12 protein-coding genes are annotated in these 16,338 nt (G+C 41.7%); 10 read left to right on the plus strand and 2 right to left on the minus strand.

The features are described from left to right. The first annotated feature begins 526 nt into the window (after positions 1-526). Complete coding sequence (locus ACSLUH_RS13365; RefSeq protein WP_448567801.1) at positions 527-1,768, plus strand: malic enzyme-like NAD(P)-binding protein; 1,242 nt, start codon at positions 527-529, stop codon at positions 1,766-1,768. A gap of 69 nt (positions 1,769-1,837) precedes the next feature. Here the strand turns inward: ACSLUH_RS13365 and metJ are convergent, their stop codons facing one another. Continuing rightward, positions 1,838-2,164: a met regulon transcriptional regulator MetJ gene (gene metJ, locus ACSLUH_RS13370; protein WP_448567803.1), complete on the minus strand. Its 327-nt coding sequence runs from the start codon at positions 2,162-2,164 to the stop codon at positions 1,838-1,840. 240 nt (positions 2,165-2,404) lie between these two features. On the opposite strand from metJ, the gene metB reads away from it, so the two are divergent. The 3 genes from metB (at position 2,405) to ACSLUH_RS13385 (ending at position 7,607) form a co-directional block, all read left to right on the plus strand. Beyond that, positions 2,405-3,565, plus strand: coding sequence for a cystathionine gamma-synthase (metB, locus tag ACSLUH_RS13375; protein WP_448567805.1), 1,161 nt, complete (start codon positions 2,405-2,407; stop codon positions 3,563-3,565). A 23-nt stretch (positions 3,566-3,588) separates the two neighbouring features. Continuing rightward, positions 3,589-6,033: a bifunctional aspartate kinase/homoserine dehydrogenase II gene (gene metL, locus ACSLUH_RS13380; protein WP_448567807.1), complete on the plus strand. Its 2,445-nt coding sequence runs from the start codon at positions 3,589-3,591 to the stop codon at positions 6,031-6,033. Positions 6,034-6,146: 113 nt separating this feature from the next. After that, positions 6,147-7,607, plus strand: coding sequence for a hypothetical protein (locus ACSLUH_RS13385; RefSeq protein ID WP_448567809.1), 1,461 nt, complete (start codon positions 6,147-6,149; stop codon positions 7,605-7,607). 14 nt (positions 7,608-7,621) lie between these two features. Here the strand turns inward: ACSLUH_RS13385 and argE are convergent, their stop codons facing one another. Continuing rightward, positions 7,622-8,770 carry an acetylornithine deacetylase gene (gene argE, locus ACSLUH_RS13390; protein WP_448567811.1) on the minus strand — a complete coding sequence of 383 codons (1,149 nt, stop codon included), beginning with the start codon at positions 8,768-8,770 and terminating at the stop codon, positions 7,622-7,624. 219 nt (positions 8,771-8,989) lie between these two features. Between argE and argC the strand changes: the two genes are divergently transcribed. Genes argC through argA form a run of 6 tightly spaced genes read left to right on the plus strand, consistent with a single transcriptional unit; the run spans position 8,990 to position 16,257 of the window. Next, the gene (gene argC, locus ACSLUH_RS13395; protein ID WP_448567813.1) at positions 8,990-10,021 is read left to right on the plus strand and encodes an N-acetyl-gamma-glutamyl-phosphate reductase; all 1,032 of its coding nucleotides are present in this window, start codon (positions 8,990-8,992) and stop codon (positions 10,019-10,021) included. Continuing rightward, on the plus strand, positions 10,014-10,787 hold the full coding sequence (gene argB, locus ACSLUH_RS13400; protein ID WP_448567815.1) for an acetylglutamate kinase: 774 nt from the start codon (positions 10,014-10,016) through the stop codon (positions 10,785-10,787). Before argC ends, argB begins: the two co-directional genes overlap by 8 nt. A 35-nt stretch (positions 10,788-10,822) precedes the next feature. Then, the gene (locus ACSLUH_RS13405; protein ID WP_448567816.1) at positions 10,823-11,734 is read left to right on the plus strand and encodes an ornithine carbamoyltransferase; all 912 of its coding nucleotides are present in this window, start codon (positions 10,823-10,825) and stop codon (positions 11,732-11,734) included. A 33-nt stretch (positions 11,735-11,767) separates the two neighbouring features. Further along, positions 11,768-13,000, plus strand: coding sequence for an argininosuccinate synthase (locus ACSLUH_RS13410; RefSeq protein ID WP_448567818.1), 1,233 nt, complete (start codon positions 11,768-11,770; stop codon positions 12,998-13,000). A gap of 1 nt (position 13,001) precedes the next feature. Next, the gene (gene argH / locus ACSLUH_RS13415) at positions 13,002-14,939 is read left to right on the plus strand and encodes an argininosuccinate lyase (RefSeq protein ID WP_448567820.1); all 1,938 of its coding nucleotides are present in this window, start codon (positions 13,002-13,004) and stop codon (positions 14,937-14,939) included. Further along, positions 14,932-16,257, plus strand: a complete 1,326-nt coding sequence (argA, locus tag ACSLUH_RS13420) for an amino-acid N-acetyltransferase (protein ID WP_448567822.1) — start codon at positions 14,932-14,934, stop codon at positions 16,255-16,257. The genes argH and argA overlap by 8 nt, the downstream gene beginning before the upstream one ends. Positions 16,258-16,338 lie beyond the last annotated feature (81 nt).

Genomic DNA, 16,338 nt, shown 5'->3' on the forward strand with positions numbered 1-16,338 from the left:
GCTCAAGTAGAGCACCACATCTTACCGATGAAGCGAGAGCGAGCGTATCCAAGATGCGTTAAACCAAAACCTAGCAAATATCCCAAGAAAAAATGCCAGTCAGTTGTTAACTGACTGGCATTAAGCGTTATGCTGGCTTTTTTATTTGCATAGTTATGCAAATAAGTTCTTCAATAGAGATCGTGAGTTTAACGCTGTTGGCGGCATGTTAGCTGAATTATTGAACAATATTGCCGCAAATTAACGAAAATCGCTAAACTTGTTTTGAACGTGTTTAGCCTGATTTTTATTAATGAAAGCTAATAAATGCTAGTTTTAATCGCATAAATATCGCTTATATTAGCTATGTTATTTTTAAATAGGGACTGTTGATAGTCCCGTATATTATAGCCTGTAGCGATTTTTTATATAAAAACCCTATTGATTGTATCAAGTGATATGCAATACCATATAAATAATAAAAACAATAAAAGTTAACAGTACTTGTTCAGGTATTACAATTATTCAACGCATTTAGGAACACCCCATGGCCGACTTACGTCAACAAGCTTTAGATTATCATGCACTGCCTACTCCAGGTAAAATCAGTGTTGAGCTAACAACACCTGCAGAAACGAGCAAAGATTTAGCGCTCGCATACAGTCCAGGTGTTGCTGAACCGGTTAGAGCAATCGCCGAAAACCCTGAAGATGTTTATAAGTACACAGGCAAAGGCAACACGGTGGCGGTTATCACTAATGGAACAGCGATATTAGGATTAGGTAATTTAGGTCCTATGGCTGCTAAACCGGTAATGGAAGGTAAGGCGCTCTTGTTCAAACGTTTTGCTGGCATTAACTCGTTTGATATCGAAGTTAAACATAAAACCGTTGAAGATTTTATCGACACAGTGGCGAATATTGCTGATACCTTTGGTGGTATCAATTTAGAAGATATTAAGGCACCAGAGTGTTTTGTCATCGAAAAAGCGCTAATAGAACGCTGTAAAGTACCGATTTTTCATGATGATCAACACGGTACTGCAATTGTCACCGCCGCTGGAATGATCAATGCGTTGGAAATACAAGGCAAGCACTTACGTCACGCAAACATTGTTTGTATGGGCGCAGGGGCGGCTGCGATCGCATGTATGGAGTTACTAATAAAATGTGGTGCACAACGTGAAAAGATTTACATGCTAGATACCAAAGGTGTAATTCACACACGTCGCGATGACTTGAATGAATATAAGCGTTTATTTGCCAATAACACCGATAAACGTACGCTTGAAGATGTGATTGATGGCGCTGATGTATTTGTTGGTGTTTCAGGGCCCGATGTATTGGGTGCTGAACATGTTAAATTAATGGCGAATAACCCGGTTATTTTTGCCTGTTCAAATCCAGATCCTGAAATTAAGCCAGAGTTAGCATTGGCGACACGTGATGATGTTATTATCGCCACTGGGCGTTCTGACTATCCAAATCAAGTGAACAATGTACTGTGTTTTCCTTTTATCTTTCGTGGCGCATTAGATGTGCGAGCAAGAACGATTAATGATGAGATGAAGGTTGCTTGTGTTCATGCAATCAGAGAATTAGCAAAGGAACCTGTGCCTGAAGAAGTACTGGCAGCTTCCGGTGATAAAGCATTAGAATTTGGTAAAGACTACATTATTCCAAAGCCAATGGATACACGATTATGCGCTCGTGTTGCCCGCGCTGTCGCGATGGCTGCAGTAGAGTCAGGGGTTGCTGGTTTAGAGTTGCCTAAAGACTATATGTTATAAACGCTATTGCCATAAAAAAGCCAGTAACTTTATCAGTTACTGGCTTTTTGTTTAAATCAGATTGAATCGCTAGTCGTCATCACTGTAGCGTGAAAAATCGGTAATGCCTTTTTCCTCTAGCACTTTTCTGACACTAGCGGGGAGCTTCTCGTTGTTATCTTTGGCAAGATCTGCATCATCAGGTAAAGGTTGACCGGTAAATGCGTGTAAGAATGCTTCACATAGCAGTTCACTATTAGTGGCATGACGTAAATTGTTAACTTGTCTTCGAGTACGCTCATCCGTTAAAACCTTTAATACACGTAAGGGAATTGAAACGGTGATCTTTTTTACTTGTTCACTTTTTTTCCCATGTTCCGCATAAGGGTTAATGTACTCGCCATTCCACTTTGCCATGAAATTACCTCTGGGTTGTTTATCTTTATTGTATGTTGTTAAGTGATAAGAGCAACTGACTATGCTTGATCGCTGTAATTGGTAACAGTTACAAGCTATGATTCTACTGTTTGTTGGGCGGTAGTCAACTATATATGTGTAGAAGTTTAGATGTCTAAAACTTCTTGACCGTGAAATTTAAAACGTTTAGAGTTATAGACGTCCAAACATCTATTTAGAAAAAAGGCTTTAGGTACGGTTATGTCTGAAAAGAAAAATGCAACCATTGCGGTGCGTGCAGGTATCAATAGTGATCAACATCATGGCGCTGTCGTTGCTCCTATTCACCTATCAAGTACTTATTCCTTAAAGGGTTTTAACAATAAACGTCAATTTGATTATTCTCGTACCGGTAATCCGACAAGAGCAACTTTTGGGCAAGCCATTGCTGATCTCGAAGGTGGAGCGTTGGGGATTGTCACTAGCACTGGTATGTCAGCTGTGCATCTTATTTGTCAGTTGTTAACGACGGAAGATTCTGTCGTTATTCCTCATGATTGTTATGGTGGTAGCTATCGATTATTTACGCATTTAGCAAAACGCGGACAGTTTAAGCTGATTGTTGTTGATCAAAACGATGATGATGCACTTGCAAAGGCTTTAGCACAATCACCTAAATTAGTGCTAGTTGAAACACCCAGTAATCCGTTATTGCGCATCGTTGATATTGAAAAAGTTACCCAACTAAGTCTTCAAGCAGGTGCTTTGGTAGCAGTTGATAATACTTTCTTATCGCCTATTTTACAGCAACCACTGGCGTTAGGAGCTGATATCGTGTTTCACTCAACCACCAAATTTATTAATGGTCATAGCGATGTTGTCGGCGGTGTCTTAGTAACCAAAACTCAAGAATTAGGTGAAGAGTTAGCGTGGTGGGCAAACTGTATTGGTATAACTGGCTCTGCATTTGATAGTTATCTGGCTTTAAGAGGATTAAAAACGCTACCCGTTAGAATGAAGCAGCACCAAGAAAATGCGGATGCCGTTGCTTCGTTTCTATATCAACATCCAGCAATTGATACTGTTTATTACCCTGGCTTTGAACATCATCCCAATGCCGATGTTGCAAGAAAACAGCAGGAAAGTGCAGGTGCAATGATGAGTTTTGAAGTGAAAGGTGGATTAGAAGCGGTTAAAAAATTGTTCGATCATGTCGAGCTGTTTACCTTAGCACAATCGCTAGGCGGTGTAGAAAGTTTGATCAGTCATCCTTCAACAATGACACACGCAGGCATGGAACTCAGCGCCCAAATAGAAGCAGGGATCACGCAATCGTTAGTACGAATTTCTGTGGGTATTGAAGACATTGGTGATATTATTAATGATCTCAACAATGCTTTGGTCGCTAGTCAGTTAAATTAATTAAAGTTAAGTGTAAGTATCGTATGGAACAAGCAGCAAATGTTGTCGCATTAAGTGCTGACAATAATCAATTGGCTAAGCAAGCCGTCAATGTTCATAAATTTGGTGGTAGCAGTTTAGCGGATAAAACTTGTATTGAACGGGTCGTTGGTATTATTCAGCAACACTGTCAATTAAATGATGTCGTGGTTGTCTCCGCTAATGGCGACACAACGGATGAATTGTTTGATATTTTACCCTTAATTGAAACAAATGATGACGGACTTGAACAGTCACTTGCCATGCTCGAAAGTAACCAAGCGGCGTTAATCAATTCCTTACTTAATAAGTCAAGTGCGGCACGATTATGTCAATATTTGCGTGATGATCTCTTATTGGTTCGTCAATGGATTAAAGAAGGCTTTGGCAGCTATACTAACGACTTTCTAGCGTTTGGTGAGCTTTGGTCTGCGAGATTGATGTCTGCCGTTCTCAATGAGCGTGTTTGTCCCAGTGCATTTATAGATGCGCGAGATTTCCTTGTTATCGATAATGAGCGAGACTGTCAGGTACTTTATGATATCAGTGAAACAAACCTTAAGAGCTTGAGAGCTGACGGTAAGCTCACAGTCGTTACGGGTTACATCAGCCGTGATAGTCAAGGCTTAACTAAAACGCTAGGGCGAAATGGCAGTGATTATTCGGCAACGATTATGGCAGCGTTAGTTGGCGCCAATAATGTCACTTTATGGACAGATGTTGATGGTATTTACAGTGCTGATCCTCGTGTTGTTCCACATTCGAGAAAACTTCATCGCTTACCCAATGGTGTAGCTAAAGAATTGGGACGCTTAGGAAACCCGGTTCTACACGCTAAAACTCTTAAGCCGTTGACTAATCACGCTACACATCTACATGTCGCAAGTAGTTATGCACCTAATATCAGTGGTACAGAAATCGGATCTTTTGGTCAGATAGCAAAACAAGAATTGTCGGTAACTTATTTGAATGATTTATTGCTTGCGCGAAGTGACAGCTTTCTTGGTGATAGTGGCCTTAAAGCGGCACAAGAGTTTAATGCTATCACTTATGATGTTGATAAAGGCTTTATTGTTATTCATCAAGAGCAACAAAAATCTGTTAGTCAATGGCTAGCAAGTCACGATACTGAAGTGGCATTTATCCCAGCATCAATTATGGCAACAGTAGGTCATAAAGTGACAGAGCACGGCGATATTAGAGCGCGCTTTAAACGTTCTTTACGTCACAGCAAGGTCATCGAATTTGTTAAGTCTAAAAGTAAACATAGTTATATTGCAATTTTACCGCTTAACTGTACCGTAGAACTGCTCAATAATGTTCATCATGATATGACTAAAGATGCCCGTCATATAGGGCTAGTGGTTGTTGGTTTAGGTAATATCGGGACTCGCTTCTTAGAGTTGCTGCCTGAGCAACTCAATCGAGTACATGAACTTGAAAATCTTCACCTTGTTGGATTGGTAACTTCTAAGCAAGCGTTAATCAATAATGATGGCATCGATGCCTCAGAAGCAATGGAACAATTTAATCAGTATGCGCAAAGCTATGATAATGAACAGTTATTAGATTGGTTGTCCCATCACCCTTATGATGAATTGGTTGTCGTAGATATCACTCCTAGTGAAACGTTTAGTGAGCTTTACTTGCGGTTTTTTGAGCAAGGTATTCACGTTATTGGCGCAAATAAGTGGGCGGCTTCTTCTCCGGTTTCAACATATCAAGCATTAGTTGAAACGGCGGATAAAAGTAAAAGTATTTGGTTAGGCAATACGACGGTTGGCGCTGGCCTACCGATTAATTACGCGATTAAAGATTTACTGGATAGTGGAGATAAAATTACCGAAATATCAGGCATCTTTTCTGGCACGTTATCTTGGCTTTTTGAGACCTATACGGGTGAAAAACCCTTTAGTCAGTTATTGCTACAGGCACTTGAGCAAGGGTTAACAGAGCCAGATCCACGAGAAGATTTATCGGGACGAGACGTTCAACGTAAGTTATTAATTTTGGCTCGTACCGCTGGCTTTGAATTATCTTTAGAAGATATTAGTTGTCAAAACCTTGTTCCTAAGGCTTTAGCTGAACTATCAAAAGCAGAGTTTTTAAATAGCGTAACTAAATTGGATGATGATTTTCAGTCAAAGCTTGAACACGTTGTTGCAGAGCAAGCGTGCATGCGTTATATCGCGCGCTTATCGGTCAGTGAGCGAGGAATTAAGGCGAGCGTTGGTATCGAAGCGATTGGTCAGGATGATGCGTTTGCCAATATTTCTCCTGGAGACAATATCTTTAAAATACATAGTCAATGGTATGGAGATAACCCACTGGTTATTAGAGGGCCAGGTGCTGGACGAGATGTCACCGCAGGTGGATTGCACTCAGATCTTGTGCATATTTGCAAACAATTATCAGGAAGAACGCGTCAAGTAAAACTAAAAGGCGCATAGCCTTAGGATTAAGTACTTTGATCGATAAAGAAATTAAGTGCTTGAGTGTTCTGTAATTATTAACTAGCATTAGAAGGTGATAACAATAATGCTGAACAAGAAATCGCCTATTCATGTCGAAGAAAAATTACAGTGACACTAACTTTACTACTAAGGTCAAACAGCTTTTAAATAAGCTGTATGGCCGCAGTATATTAAAAGACTCTTTACTAGAGCGTGCCATTGCATTTTTCGAGTTACAGGCGGAAAATCAGCAGCAAATTGATAACTACAAATCTAAAATTGCCACGTTAAAGGAAAATGCCGAAGAAAACAAAACGGCAATTAAGCGCGTTGAAAGAGAATTGAGAGACTTTAAACAAGAGCTACGTTATGAAAGTAATGAGCGTTATAAGTATTTGTTTGAAGTCTGTGAAGAGGTGCTCTCGTTAACTGAGGGCGCAACGTTTGAAGAAACTAGTCGCAAATCGGCACAATTTCTCGGCACCATTCAGCTGATCAGTCCAACCGAAGGTAAAAAAGTCGCTGAAGTTAATGAGCGCCACAAATCGCTTTATAAAGGGATTTTGTGTTTACGCCTATTTGATCGGTTATACCTCGACCAATCCTCTGTACTTGAACACCCGTATCTAAAAGATAGCTTAGCTGAGTTATCGGTAGGCGATTATGAAGTGCTTGCTGCAAATGATAAAGAGGCGTTCGAGTCAGTTATTGACCGAATAAAAGTTCCAATTTTAATGGCGGCCATTATTCAGGATATCGGCAATTATCATCCCGATGCGCAAAAAATATTAACAGGCGCTGATGGTAAGCTTGATATTCATCGTACTTTACCCGTTGAAGAGCGAAAGGCGCTACTACAAATTAACTTTCGTGAAACGGTCAAGTTTTTGGTTGATGGTATTGGCGCGCCTATCTATGTCGGGAATTCCAAAGAAGAGCGAGATAAATTTAATATTGCTGAGCATCAAAAACTCGTTTTTATTAAACAGTTATTAAAAGGCTCGATTACCCCAAAACAAGGGATTGGTAATCTATTGAAAGTGCCTCAAATTTACACGTCGATAATTTTATCCACCAAGGCGAGTTATAGCTACAAGCTTTTACCTAAGGTATATCAAGCGCTTAATCAAAATGCTGATAAAGGTAATTGCAGTCAGTTGGTTGTTGATGCGTTATATAAAATAACGGGTGACTTCCCTCAAGGATTTGGGGTGACTTATATCCCTACAGACAAAGATGGTGAGAAAAGTGATCGCTACGAGTACGCTATAGTTACCCAACTTTACCCAGAGGATGGTGAACAGCCAATCTGCCGAACAGCGACACGACATCTCACTTTTATCGGCTTTGGCCAAGATATCATTATTGAAAAAGATAAGAACCTATACAATGTTGATGTGGCAAAAGATTTTGCCACTATCAGTAAAGAGCGCTTAAATGAGATTTTAGAGCTCTTGGCTTCTAATTATCAAGAGCGTAAAAAGCTCGACTTATTGCCAAGGTATTGGCATGCCGGTGATTACTTCACGATCAAAGATAATCAAAAGCTATGGAACAAGAGCAATAAGTAACAGAAGTTCATCCCTTACATGCAATATTTGTTGATTAACTGAACCAGCATCAGCTCTGTTTTCTCAATTTGATTATACGCCAAAAATTCATTGGGTTGATGGGCTTGATCGATTGAACCTGGCCCCATAACAATTGTTTGACAACCAAGTTGCTGAATAAACGGGGCTTCAGTTGCATAATTCACAGCACAACATGAATGTTCGGATATCTTTTCAGCAAAGCGTACTAATTCACTTGCCTTATCTTGCTCAAAACTCGGCGAGCTTGGGTGTAATTCTTCGATACTGATCCGCTCAGGAAATTTTTGCTGAATTGGCATTAGCGCTTCGGTTAACCAAGTAATTAGCTCTTCGTCTTTAAGTCCTGGCAATGCGCGCATATCGATATCTAAGTGACAATAACCACAAATGCGATTGGCATTGTCACCGCCACTAATAGCACCTAGGTTCAGGGTAGGCATGGGGACAGCAAATGCTTGGTTGGTATAATGTAATGCTAATTTTTCTTTAAGTTCGAGCAACGCATTGAGTACTTGATACATAATCTCAATAGCATTGACACCTAGATCTGGCTGACTTGAATGCCCCGACTGACCTTGTACTTTGATTCTATGTGACATATGGCCTTTATGCATAACAACTGGCACCAAATTGGTTGGCTCCCCAATAACCGCCACATCAGGTTTTATCCATTGCTTTTCCATAAAAAAACGGGCACCTGCCATGGTCGTTTCTTCATCTGCTGTTGCCAGTATATAGAGTGGTTTATTTAATGATTGCTTATGCAATTGCTTACAAGCTTGCAAAATAAAGGCGAAAAAGCCTTTCATATCGCAGGTACCTAAGCCGTAAAACTTATCATCAGCGTCTTTCACCTGAAAGGGATCGCTTTGCCATCGTTGTTCATCGTAAGGAACGGTATCACTGTGCCCAGCTAACAATAAACCGCCGTCACCATCACCTAATTTTGCCAACAAGTTATATTTATTTCGAGAATGAGGAACGCTATGAATGTTGATGGTAAATCCGAGTTGCTCAAACCATGCGGCCAGTAATTGAATAGTAGACAAATTGCCTTGGTCCCAATTGGGTAATGCCGAACTGATCGAAGGTTGTGCAATTAATTGTGTCAATGCTTCTTTAAAGCCTGGTAAATTTTTCATTTTTTATAAAATAATTATGCTAAATAGTTGCATATCTACCCATTAGGTGGTATTTTCGCCGTTGTTGAAGTATAGACAAGATTAATTGAGTTGTTGTTCAGCTTCAATACTTATTTATTTAACTACGGTTAATCTGGTTATATCGAAGATTTATCTCGGTGTTTGGTTTTAACGTTCACCTTAGGCAGTAAGGGTGAATAGAATTGCAATTATGAGGTTTTGATGAAAGTTGCAGTGGTTGGTGCAAGTGGCTATGTTGGTGCCGAGCTAGTTGCTTTGCTATGCCAACACCCACAAATGTCGCTAGTCGACCTAGTGGTGTCAGAAAGCAGTGATGCATTGGGGCAAAGCTTTTCGAGCTTATATCCTAAGTATCTGGGTATATGTGATACCTCATTAAAAGCACTAACTGAACAATGGCTTTCACAGGCCGCGGCGCATCTTGATGCCGTATTTTTAGCGACACCACATGAAACGAGTGTTGAGTGGGCGCCAAAATTTGTAGCCGCTGGGGTTAAAGTTTTTGATTTATCTGGAGGTTTCCGTTTAAAGGATGTGCACCTCTACCCTCAGTATTATGGTTTTAATCACAAGCAGAGTGATTTATTGACGACAGCGCAATATGGTTTGGCAGAGTGGTATCAGACTAACATTGCCAATACTTCATTGGTGGCTGTACCTGGTTGCTACCCAACAGCAAGTCTTTTAGCGCTATTGCCCGTTTTAACGCAAGACCTAAACGATATTAATAGCTTAATTGTGATAAATGGCGTAAGTGGTGTAAGTGGTGCCGGTCGAAAAGCATCTTTAGCAACAAGCTTCAATGAAGTGAGTTTGGCACCTTACAATATCTTGCAGCATAGACACCAACCTGAAATTAGCCAGCAGGCAGGTAGTCCTGTTATTTTTAACCCGCACCTAGCCCCATATAAAAGAGGCCTTCTGTGTACGATCACACTTAAATTAAAGCCATCAACAACCACTGAAATGGTTAATCAGGCCTATCTAGATGCTTATGAAAATAAGCCTCTGGTTCGTTTAACAGCTCAATGGCCAAAAGTCGATAATGTCGCGACCACGCCATTTGCTGATTTACATTGGCAGTTTGATCAAAATCAGCAAGTACTGGTGGTTAGTTGCGCTATCGATAATTTATTGAAAGGGGCAGCAGCGCAAGCGATTCAATGTGCCAACATTTCGCTGGGATTACCTAGTCATTTCGGATTGATTCAGGGGGCGCTTTATGAGTAAGCCGTTAGTCATAAAAATAGGTGGCGCAATTCTTGAAGATTCGTCAGCGTTAACAGCGTTACTGTCGGTAATTGCAAACCTAACGGAACAAAACGTTGTTTTGGTTCACGGTGGCGGATGTGTTGTTGATGAGCACCTTGCTCTAGCAGGCTTCACTACGACGAAGAAGGCTGGTTTGCGAGTCACACCCAAAGAGCAAATTGGCGTTATCGCTGGTGCGCTTGCCGGTACCGTAAATAAGCATATTGTTGCTATGGCTAATAACCAAAATTTGACTGCCGTTGGTGTATCGTTAAGTGACGGTGCAATGGTTAACTGCCAACCGCATCCACTGGACTTAGGTTGTGTTGGCGTTCCAGAGCCAAATAGCAGTACATTGCTCGATAATTTGCTTAAAAGTGGATTTTTACCTGTTATTTCTTCGATTGGTAGTCTGGCTGATGGGCAGTTAGTCAATGTTAATGCTGATGATGCTGCCGTGGTAGTTTGTCAATTATTAAATGCAGATTTATTACTGTTAACTGACGTTAACGGTGTCAAAGATGGTAACGGCAATTATATCGAGAGTTTAAGTCAACCTCATGCACAAGCGATGATCGAGCAAGGGATCATTGCTGGTGGTATGCAAGCAAAAGTTAACGCAGCATTTAAGGCTGCTAATCAATTACGACGAAGCATCGCGGTTGCTAGCTGGCAAGCTCCAGAGCAAATTACGCTTTTGCTCAACGGCGCTCATGTAGGCACCCGCATCCAGCCAACACTTTAAGTTTATTACCATTTAAATTTCGAACAGGATTAATTATGTCTTTCGTACATTTTTTGGCTGATGATCAATTCGGTCAAGCACAGCTTTTATCGTTAATTGAGCTGGCTAAAACGATAAAATCACACCCTAATGACTATGCTAAAGCATTAGCGGGTAAGTCGGTAGTTATGTTATTTGAAAAGCCTTCGTTAAGAACTCATGTTAGTTTTGATGTTGGTATTAACAAACTTGGCGGTCATGCACTCTACCTTGGACAACAAAATGGCAAGCTTGGCGAAAGAGAGCGTATTAGCGACTATGCTAAAAACCTTTCTTGTTATGCAGATGCTATAGTTGCTCGAGTTTTTCATCATGATGCTATTAAAGCCTTGGCGGAGCACGCCAGTGTACCCGTGATTAATGCACTTTGTGATAAGTTTCATCCCTGCCAAGCTCTAGCGGATTTTGTGACCTTATCAGAGCATTTTACATCGCTTGAAAACCTTAACTTTGCCTATGTTGGTGACGGCAATAATGTCTCTAACTCGCTGATGCTGATGGCCGCTATTTTAGGGGTCAACTTTACCTTAGTGTGCCCTCAAGGATATGGTCCAGACCAATCTATGATTGCCAAAGCAAAAGCTTTTGCTCAGCAATCTGGTGCCTCTTTATCAATACTTGATGATATAAAACAACTCAAACAGCAAGACGTTATTTACACAGATACATGGCTTTCAATGGGTTCTGACGCTACTTTAAAAGATATCGCAGCCACTTTTATGCCTTTTCAAGTCAACCATCAATTGATGGCGCAAACCGGCGCAAAATACGTCATGCATTGTCAGCCGGCGCATTTAGAACAAGAAATTACTACTGAGTTATTTGACAGTGAAATGGCAGTAGTGTTCGAGCAAGCAGAAAACAGAATGTGGGCGCAAAACGCCGTCCTTGTCAGCTTACTCAGTTAATTAATTAGTTTATAGAATATTTAGGAATTTATCATGGCATTAGCAGCAAAAAAAACCGTTAAAAAAGTCGTTTTGGCCTACTCCGGAGGGTTAGATACTTCAGCAATTATTCCTTGGTTAAAAGAGAATTACGATGGTTGTGAAGTGATCGCCTTTTGCGCTGACGTAGGTCAAGGTGAAGAAGAGCTCGTCGGTATTGAGGAGAAAGCACTGGCCTCCGGCGCCTCCGAGTGTCACGTTGTTGATCTAAAAGAAGCGTTCGTTAAAGAGTATATTTACCCGATCTTGAAAACAGGTGCTGTTTATGAGGGGCAATACCTTTTAGGTACGTCGATGGCACGTCCTGTTATAGCTAAAGCTCACGTTGAGCTGGCATTGAAATTGGGGGCAGACGCTTTATGTCACGGTTGCACTGGTAAAGGTAATGATCAAGTTCGCTTTGAGTCATGTTTTGCTGCATTGGCGCCAGAGCTTACCGTTATTGCTCCTTGGCGAGAGTGGGACATGGTTTCAAGGGAAGATTTACTTGCATACCTTGCAGAGCGCAACATCCCATGTTCTGCATCACTCACTAAAATTTACAGTCGTGATGCTAATGCATGGCACATCTCTCACGAAGGAGGCGAGTTAGAAGACCCTTGGTGTGAGCCATCCAAAGAAGTATGGACAATGACGGTGGATCCACAAGATGCTCCTGATCAAGCGGAGCGAGTGACCTTAAGTTTTGACAAAGGCGAGCTAGTTGCTGTTGATGGCGAAGCAATGTCAGCTTATAACGCACTGATGTACCTTAATGATAAAGCAGCACAACATGGTGTAGGACGTATTGATATTGTCGAAAACCGCTTAGTGGGAATGAAGTCTAGAGGGTGTTATGAAACACCAGGCGGTACTGTTTTAATGGCAGCGTATAAAGGGTTGGAAAGCTTAATTCTTGACAAAGAATCCTTAAAATATCGTGAATCTATTGGTCATCAGTTTTCTCATGTTATTTATGATGGTCGTTGGTTTACACCGCTTGCCAAGGCGCAATTAGCTGGCGCTGCAAGTTTCGCAGAGCAAGTTACTGGTGATGTTGTCGTTAAACTTTATAAGGGAATGGCAACCGTAACTCAGCGTCGCTCACCGAATAGCCTATACTCAGAAGCATTTGCAACTTTTGGTGCTGATGACGTTTACGATCAAAAACATGCCGAGGGCTTCATTCGCTTATTCAGTCTTTCAAGCAGAATTAACGCATTAGCCAAAGCAAATCAGGAGAACTAGTATGGCGTTATGGGGCGGTCGATTTAAAGAGCAAGCAAGTGCGCAGTTTAAGAAGTTTAATGACTCTTTACCTATTGACTATCGAATGGCAGTGCAAGATATCGTTGGCTCAATAGCATGGGCTGGTGCTTTGCATCAGGTTGGCGTATTGTCAGCGCAAGAGCTTGCAACCCTTGAACAGGCACTAACTGAGCTAAAAGTTTCGGTTGAGCAAAATCCTGAACAAATACACTCTTCCGATGCCGAAGATATTCATAGCTGGGTAGAGTTACAGCTAATAGAGAAAACTGGTGATTTAGGCAAAAAATTACATACTGGGCGCAGTCGAAACGATCAAGTAGCAACAGACTTGAAGTTATGGTGTAAAGAGTCTGGCGGTAATATTCTTATTGCCCTAGTGAACCTTCAGCAAGCGCTTACTCACCTAGCGGAGCAAGAACGAAATACTGTTTTACCCGGTTATACGCATCTTCAGCGAGCACAACCAGTGACATTTGGTCATTGGTGTTTGGCATACGTAGAAATGTTTAACCGCGATATCGATCGATTAAATGATGCTATTTATCGTTTAGACGTTTCTCCACTTGGGTCGGGCGCCTTAGCTGGCACTGCGTATCCTATTGACAGACAAGCACTTGCACATCAGCTTGGTTTTAGAAGCGCAACGATGAACAGTCTAGATGCTGTCTCCGATCGTGATCATGTGATTGAGTTACTTTCTTGTGCCAGCATTTCTATGATGCATATGTCTCGTTTTGCTGAAGATTTAATTTTTTATAACTCTGGCGAAGCCGGTTTTGTTGAGATGAGTGACTTGGTCAGCTCAGGCTCATCATTAATGCCGCAGAAGAAAAACCCTGATGCCTGTGAATTAATCCGTGGTAAAGCCGGACGGGTAAGCGGCGCATTGATGAGTATGTTAATGACCATGAAAGCGCTTCCTTTGGCATACAACAAAGATATGCAAGAAGACAAAGAAGGGCTCTTTGATGCGTTAGATACTTGGCAAGAATGTATGGAAATGGCGGTACTGGTGGTGCAAGGGCTTAAGGTTAATCGTTCGAGAACCTTAGCGGCAGCGCAGCAAGGCTACGCTAATGCAACTGAACTTGCCGACTACCTCGTCAGTAAGGATGTCCCGTTTAGGGAAGCTCACCATATCGTCGGTGAAGTGGTGCTATCAGCGATTGATAAAGGTTGTCCATTAGAGGACTTAACCTTAACGCAGTTGCAGGCGTTTAGTGAAAAAATAGATAAAGATGTCTACCAGCACCTTTCGATCGAATCGACATTGGATAAGCGTGAGGCTTTAGGTGGAACATCAAGAGCGCAAGTAGATAAAGCGATTGCCGGTAACAAAGATTTACTGAATGCTCAGGTCGTGGGTGCACCCGGTAAAGCGCAAATTAATGTGGCACTTAAACAAGTTAAGCAACGTTTGAATGCGCAACGGGCTGCTGCAATGTCCGTTCGTCATGCGAAAATGACTGACGTTGATAATATTTTGAGCTTGACCAACTATTGGGCTGAGCAAGGAGAAATACTCCATCGCTCACGTGACAATATTATTCATGATATACAAAATTTTGTTGTCGCTGAGCTCGATGGTGAAGTTGTTGGCTGCGCTTCTTTATATATCTATCAAACAGGTCTTGCTGAAATCCGCTCACTGGCGGTGGCATCGCATGCTCAGCATCAGGGGCAAGGGAAGGCATTAGTACAGTATTTGCTAGAATTTGCCCATCAAATGGCGTTGCAGCAAGTCATCGTCTTGACCTATTTGCCTGAATATTTTCAAACGTTAGGCTTTGTTGAAATCGATAAAACGCAATTGGCAGCCAATATTATCGAAGATAGCGAACTTGCGCCGGGTAAATCGCCTGAAGATGAAGTCGCCTTGTTGTATCAGTTAGTACAGAACGAAGTAGCAGATGAGTAATTTACCAACGGTTGCAACCGATCAAGATAACGTTAAATGGTTCAGAAATGCGGCGCCCTACATTAATGCCCATCGTGGAAAAACCATGGTGTTGATGTTTGGTGGTGAAGCCGTGCTTGATCATAACTTTGCCAATATCATTCACGATATTGCCCTATTAAGAAGCCTTGGCGTCAAATTGGTGCTAGTGCATGGTGCGAGGCCTCAAATAGAAGAGCGTTTAGCGCAACAGGGTATCGAGCGTCACATTGAAAAGCATGTTCGAATTACTGATGCAGAAACTCTGGTAGCGGTAAAAGATGCGACAGGATCATTACGTCTCCATATTGAAGCCTTGTTGACAATGGGGTTAGCAAATTCTCCGATGCACGGGTCACAAATTCGAGTCAGTACGGGGAATTTTGTTATCGCTAAACCTATCGGTGTTCGCGATGGTATTGACTTTAAGTATACCGGCAATGTGCGCCGCGTCGATACGCAGGCGATTAATATGCAACTCGATCACGGTGCGATTGTCTTACTTTCACCAATAGGTTATTCAACCACAGGCGAAGTCTTCAATTTGGCGCTAGAAGATGTCGCCACGCAGACAGCTATCGCGTTGCAAGCCGATAAACTGATCACCTTTACTGAGCAGGATGGTTTAACAGATGAAAATGGTCAATTAATTAGAAGTTGCAGCGTCCGGCGGGTTAAGAGTTTAGTTAATGAGAATGACTGCTACCTAAGGCAATTGTTATTGAAAGCAATTATAGAAAGCGGCGAGCAAGGGGTAGAACGATGTCATTGCATTAGTTATCGCAGTGACAGTGCCTTGTTACAAGAGTTATTTACTCGAGATGGCGCAGGAACTTTGATTGCAAAAGATCACAAAGAGCAAGTGCTGACGGCATCAATTGATGATGTTGGTGGGATCCTCGAACTTATCGCACCATTAGAGGAAGAGGGGATCCTTGTTAAACGCTCTCGGGAGCTGCTAGAAATTGAGATAGAGCGTTTTACTGTGATTAAAAAAGAAGATGCTATTATCGCGTGCGCAGCGTTATATCCCTACCCAGAAGCAGGCAGTGGTGAAGTCGCGTGTGTTGCAATTCATCCCGATTATCGAAAAGGAAGTCGAGGTGAAAGATTAATTGAAACTTTAGCGATGAACGCTAAATCAATGGGATTATCGTCGATCTTTGTCTTAACAACGGTGAGTGGGCATTGGTTTAGAGAGCAAGGTTTTTTCGAGTCGTCTTTGGATGCGCTCCCTGAAGGTAAAAAAAATATGTACAACTATCAGCGCAACTCAAAAGTGTTGGTCAAACCCATATAACCAGAACGTTTTACTGACATTAAAAAAGCCGCTAGCATTAAGGTGCTAGCGGCTTTATTCGTTAGGGGGTATTTCACTTTA

The organism is Thalassotalea ganghwensis, from assembly GCF_053485795.1.

What these genes read in the sequence shown, in the direction of transcription:
- argB (WP_448567815.1), top strand. Translation starts at nt 10,014, where the DNA reads ATGAGTAAGCCGTTAGTCATAAAAATAGGTGGCGCAATTCTTGAAGAT.
- metJ (WP_448567803.1), bottom strand. Translation starts at nt 2,164, where the DNA reads ATGGCAAAGTGGAATGGCGAGTACATTAACCCTTATGCGGAACATGGG.
- argA (WP_448567822.1), top strand. Translation starts at nt 14,932, where the DNA reads ATGAGTAATTTACCAACGGTTGCAACCGATCAAGATAACGTTAAATGG.
- ACSLUH_RS13405 (WP_448567816.1), top strand. Translation starts at nt 10,823, where the DNA reads ATGTCTTTCGTACATTTTTTGGCTGATGATCAATTCGGTCAAGCACAG.
- ACSLUH_RS13365 (WP_448567801.1), top strand. Translation starts at nt 527, where the DNA reads ATGGCCGACTTACGTCAACAAGCTTTAGATTATCATGCACTGCCTACT.
- metL (WP_448567807.1), top strand. Translation starts at nt 3,589, where the DNA reads ATGGAACAAGCAGCAAATGTTGTCGCATTAAGTGCTGACAATAATCAA.
- argE (WP_448567811.1), bottom strand. Translation starts at nt 8,770, where the DNA reads ATGAAAAATTTACCAGGCTTTAAAGAAGCATTGACACAATTAATTGCA.
- metB (WP_448567805.1), top strand. Translation starts at nt 2,405, where the DNA reads ATGTCTGAAAAGAAAAATGCAACCATTGCGGTGCGTGCAGGTATCAAT.
- ACSLUH_RS13385 (WP_448567809.1), top strand. Translation starts at nt 6,147, where the DNA reads ATGTCGAAGAAAAATTACAGTGACACTAACTTTACTACTAAGGTCAAA.
- ACSLUH_RS13410 (WP_448567818.1), top strand. Translation starts at nt 11,768, where the DNA reads ATGGCATTAGCAGCAAAAAAAACCGTTAAAAAAGTCGTTTTGGCCTAC.
- argH (WP_448567820.1), top strand. Translation starts at nt 13,002, where the DNA reads ATGGCGTTATGGGGCGGTCGATTTAAAGAGCAAGCAAGTGCGCAGTTT.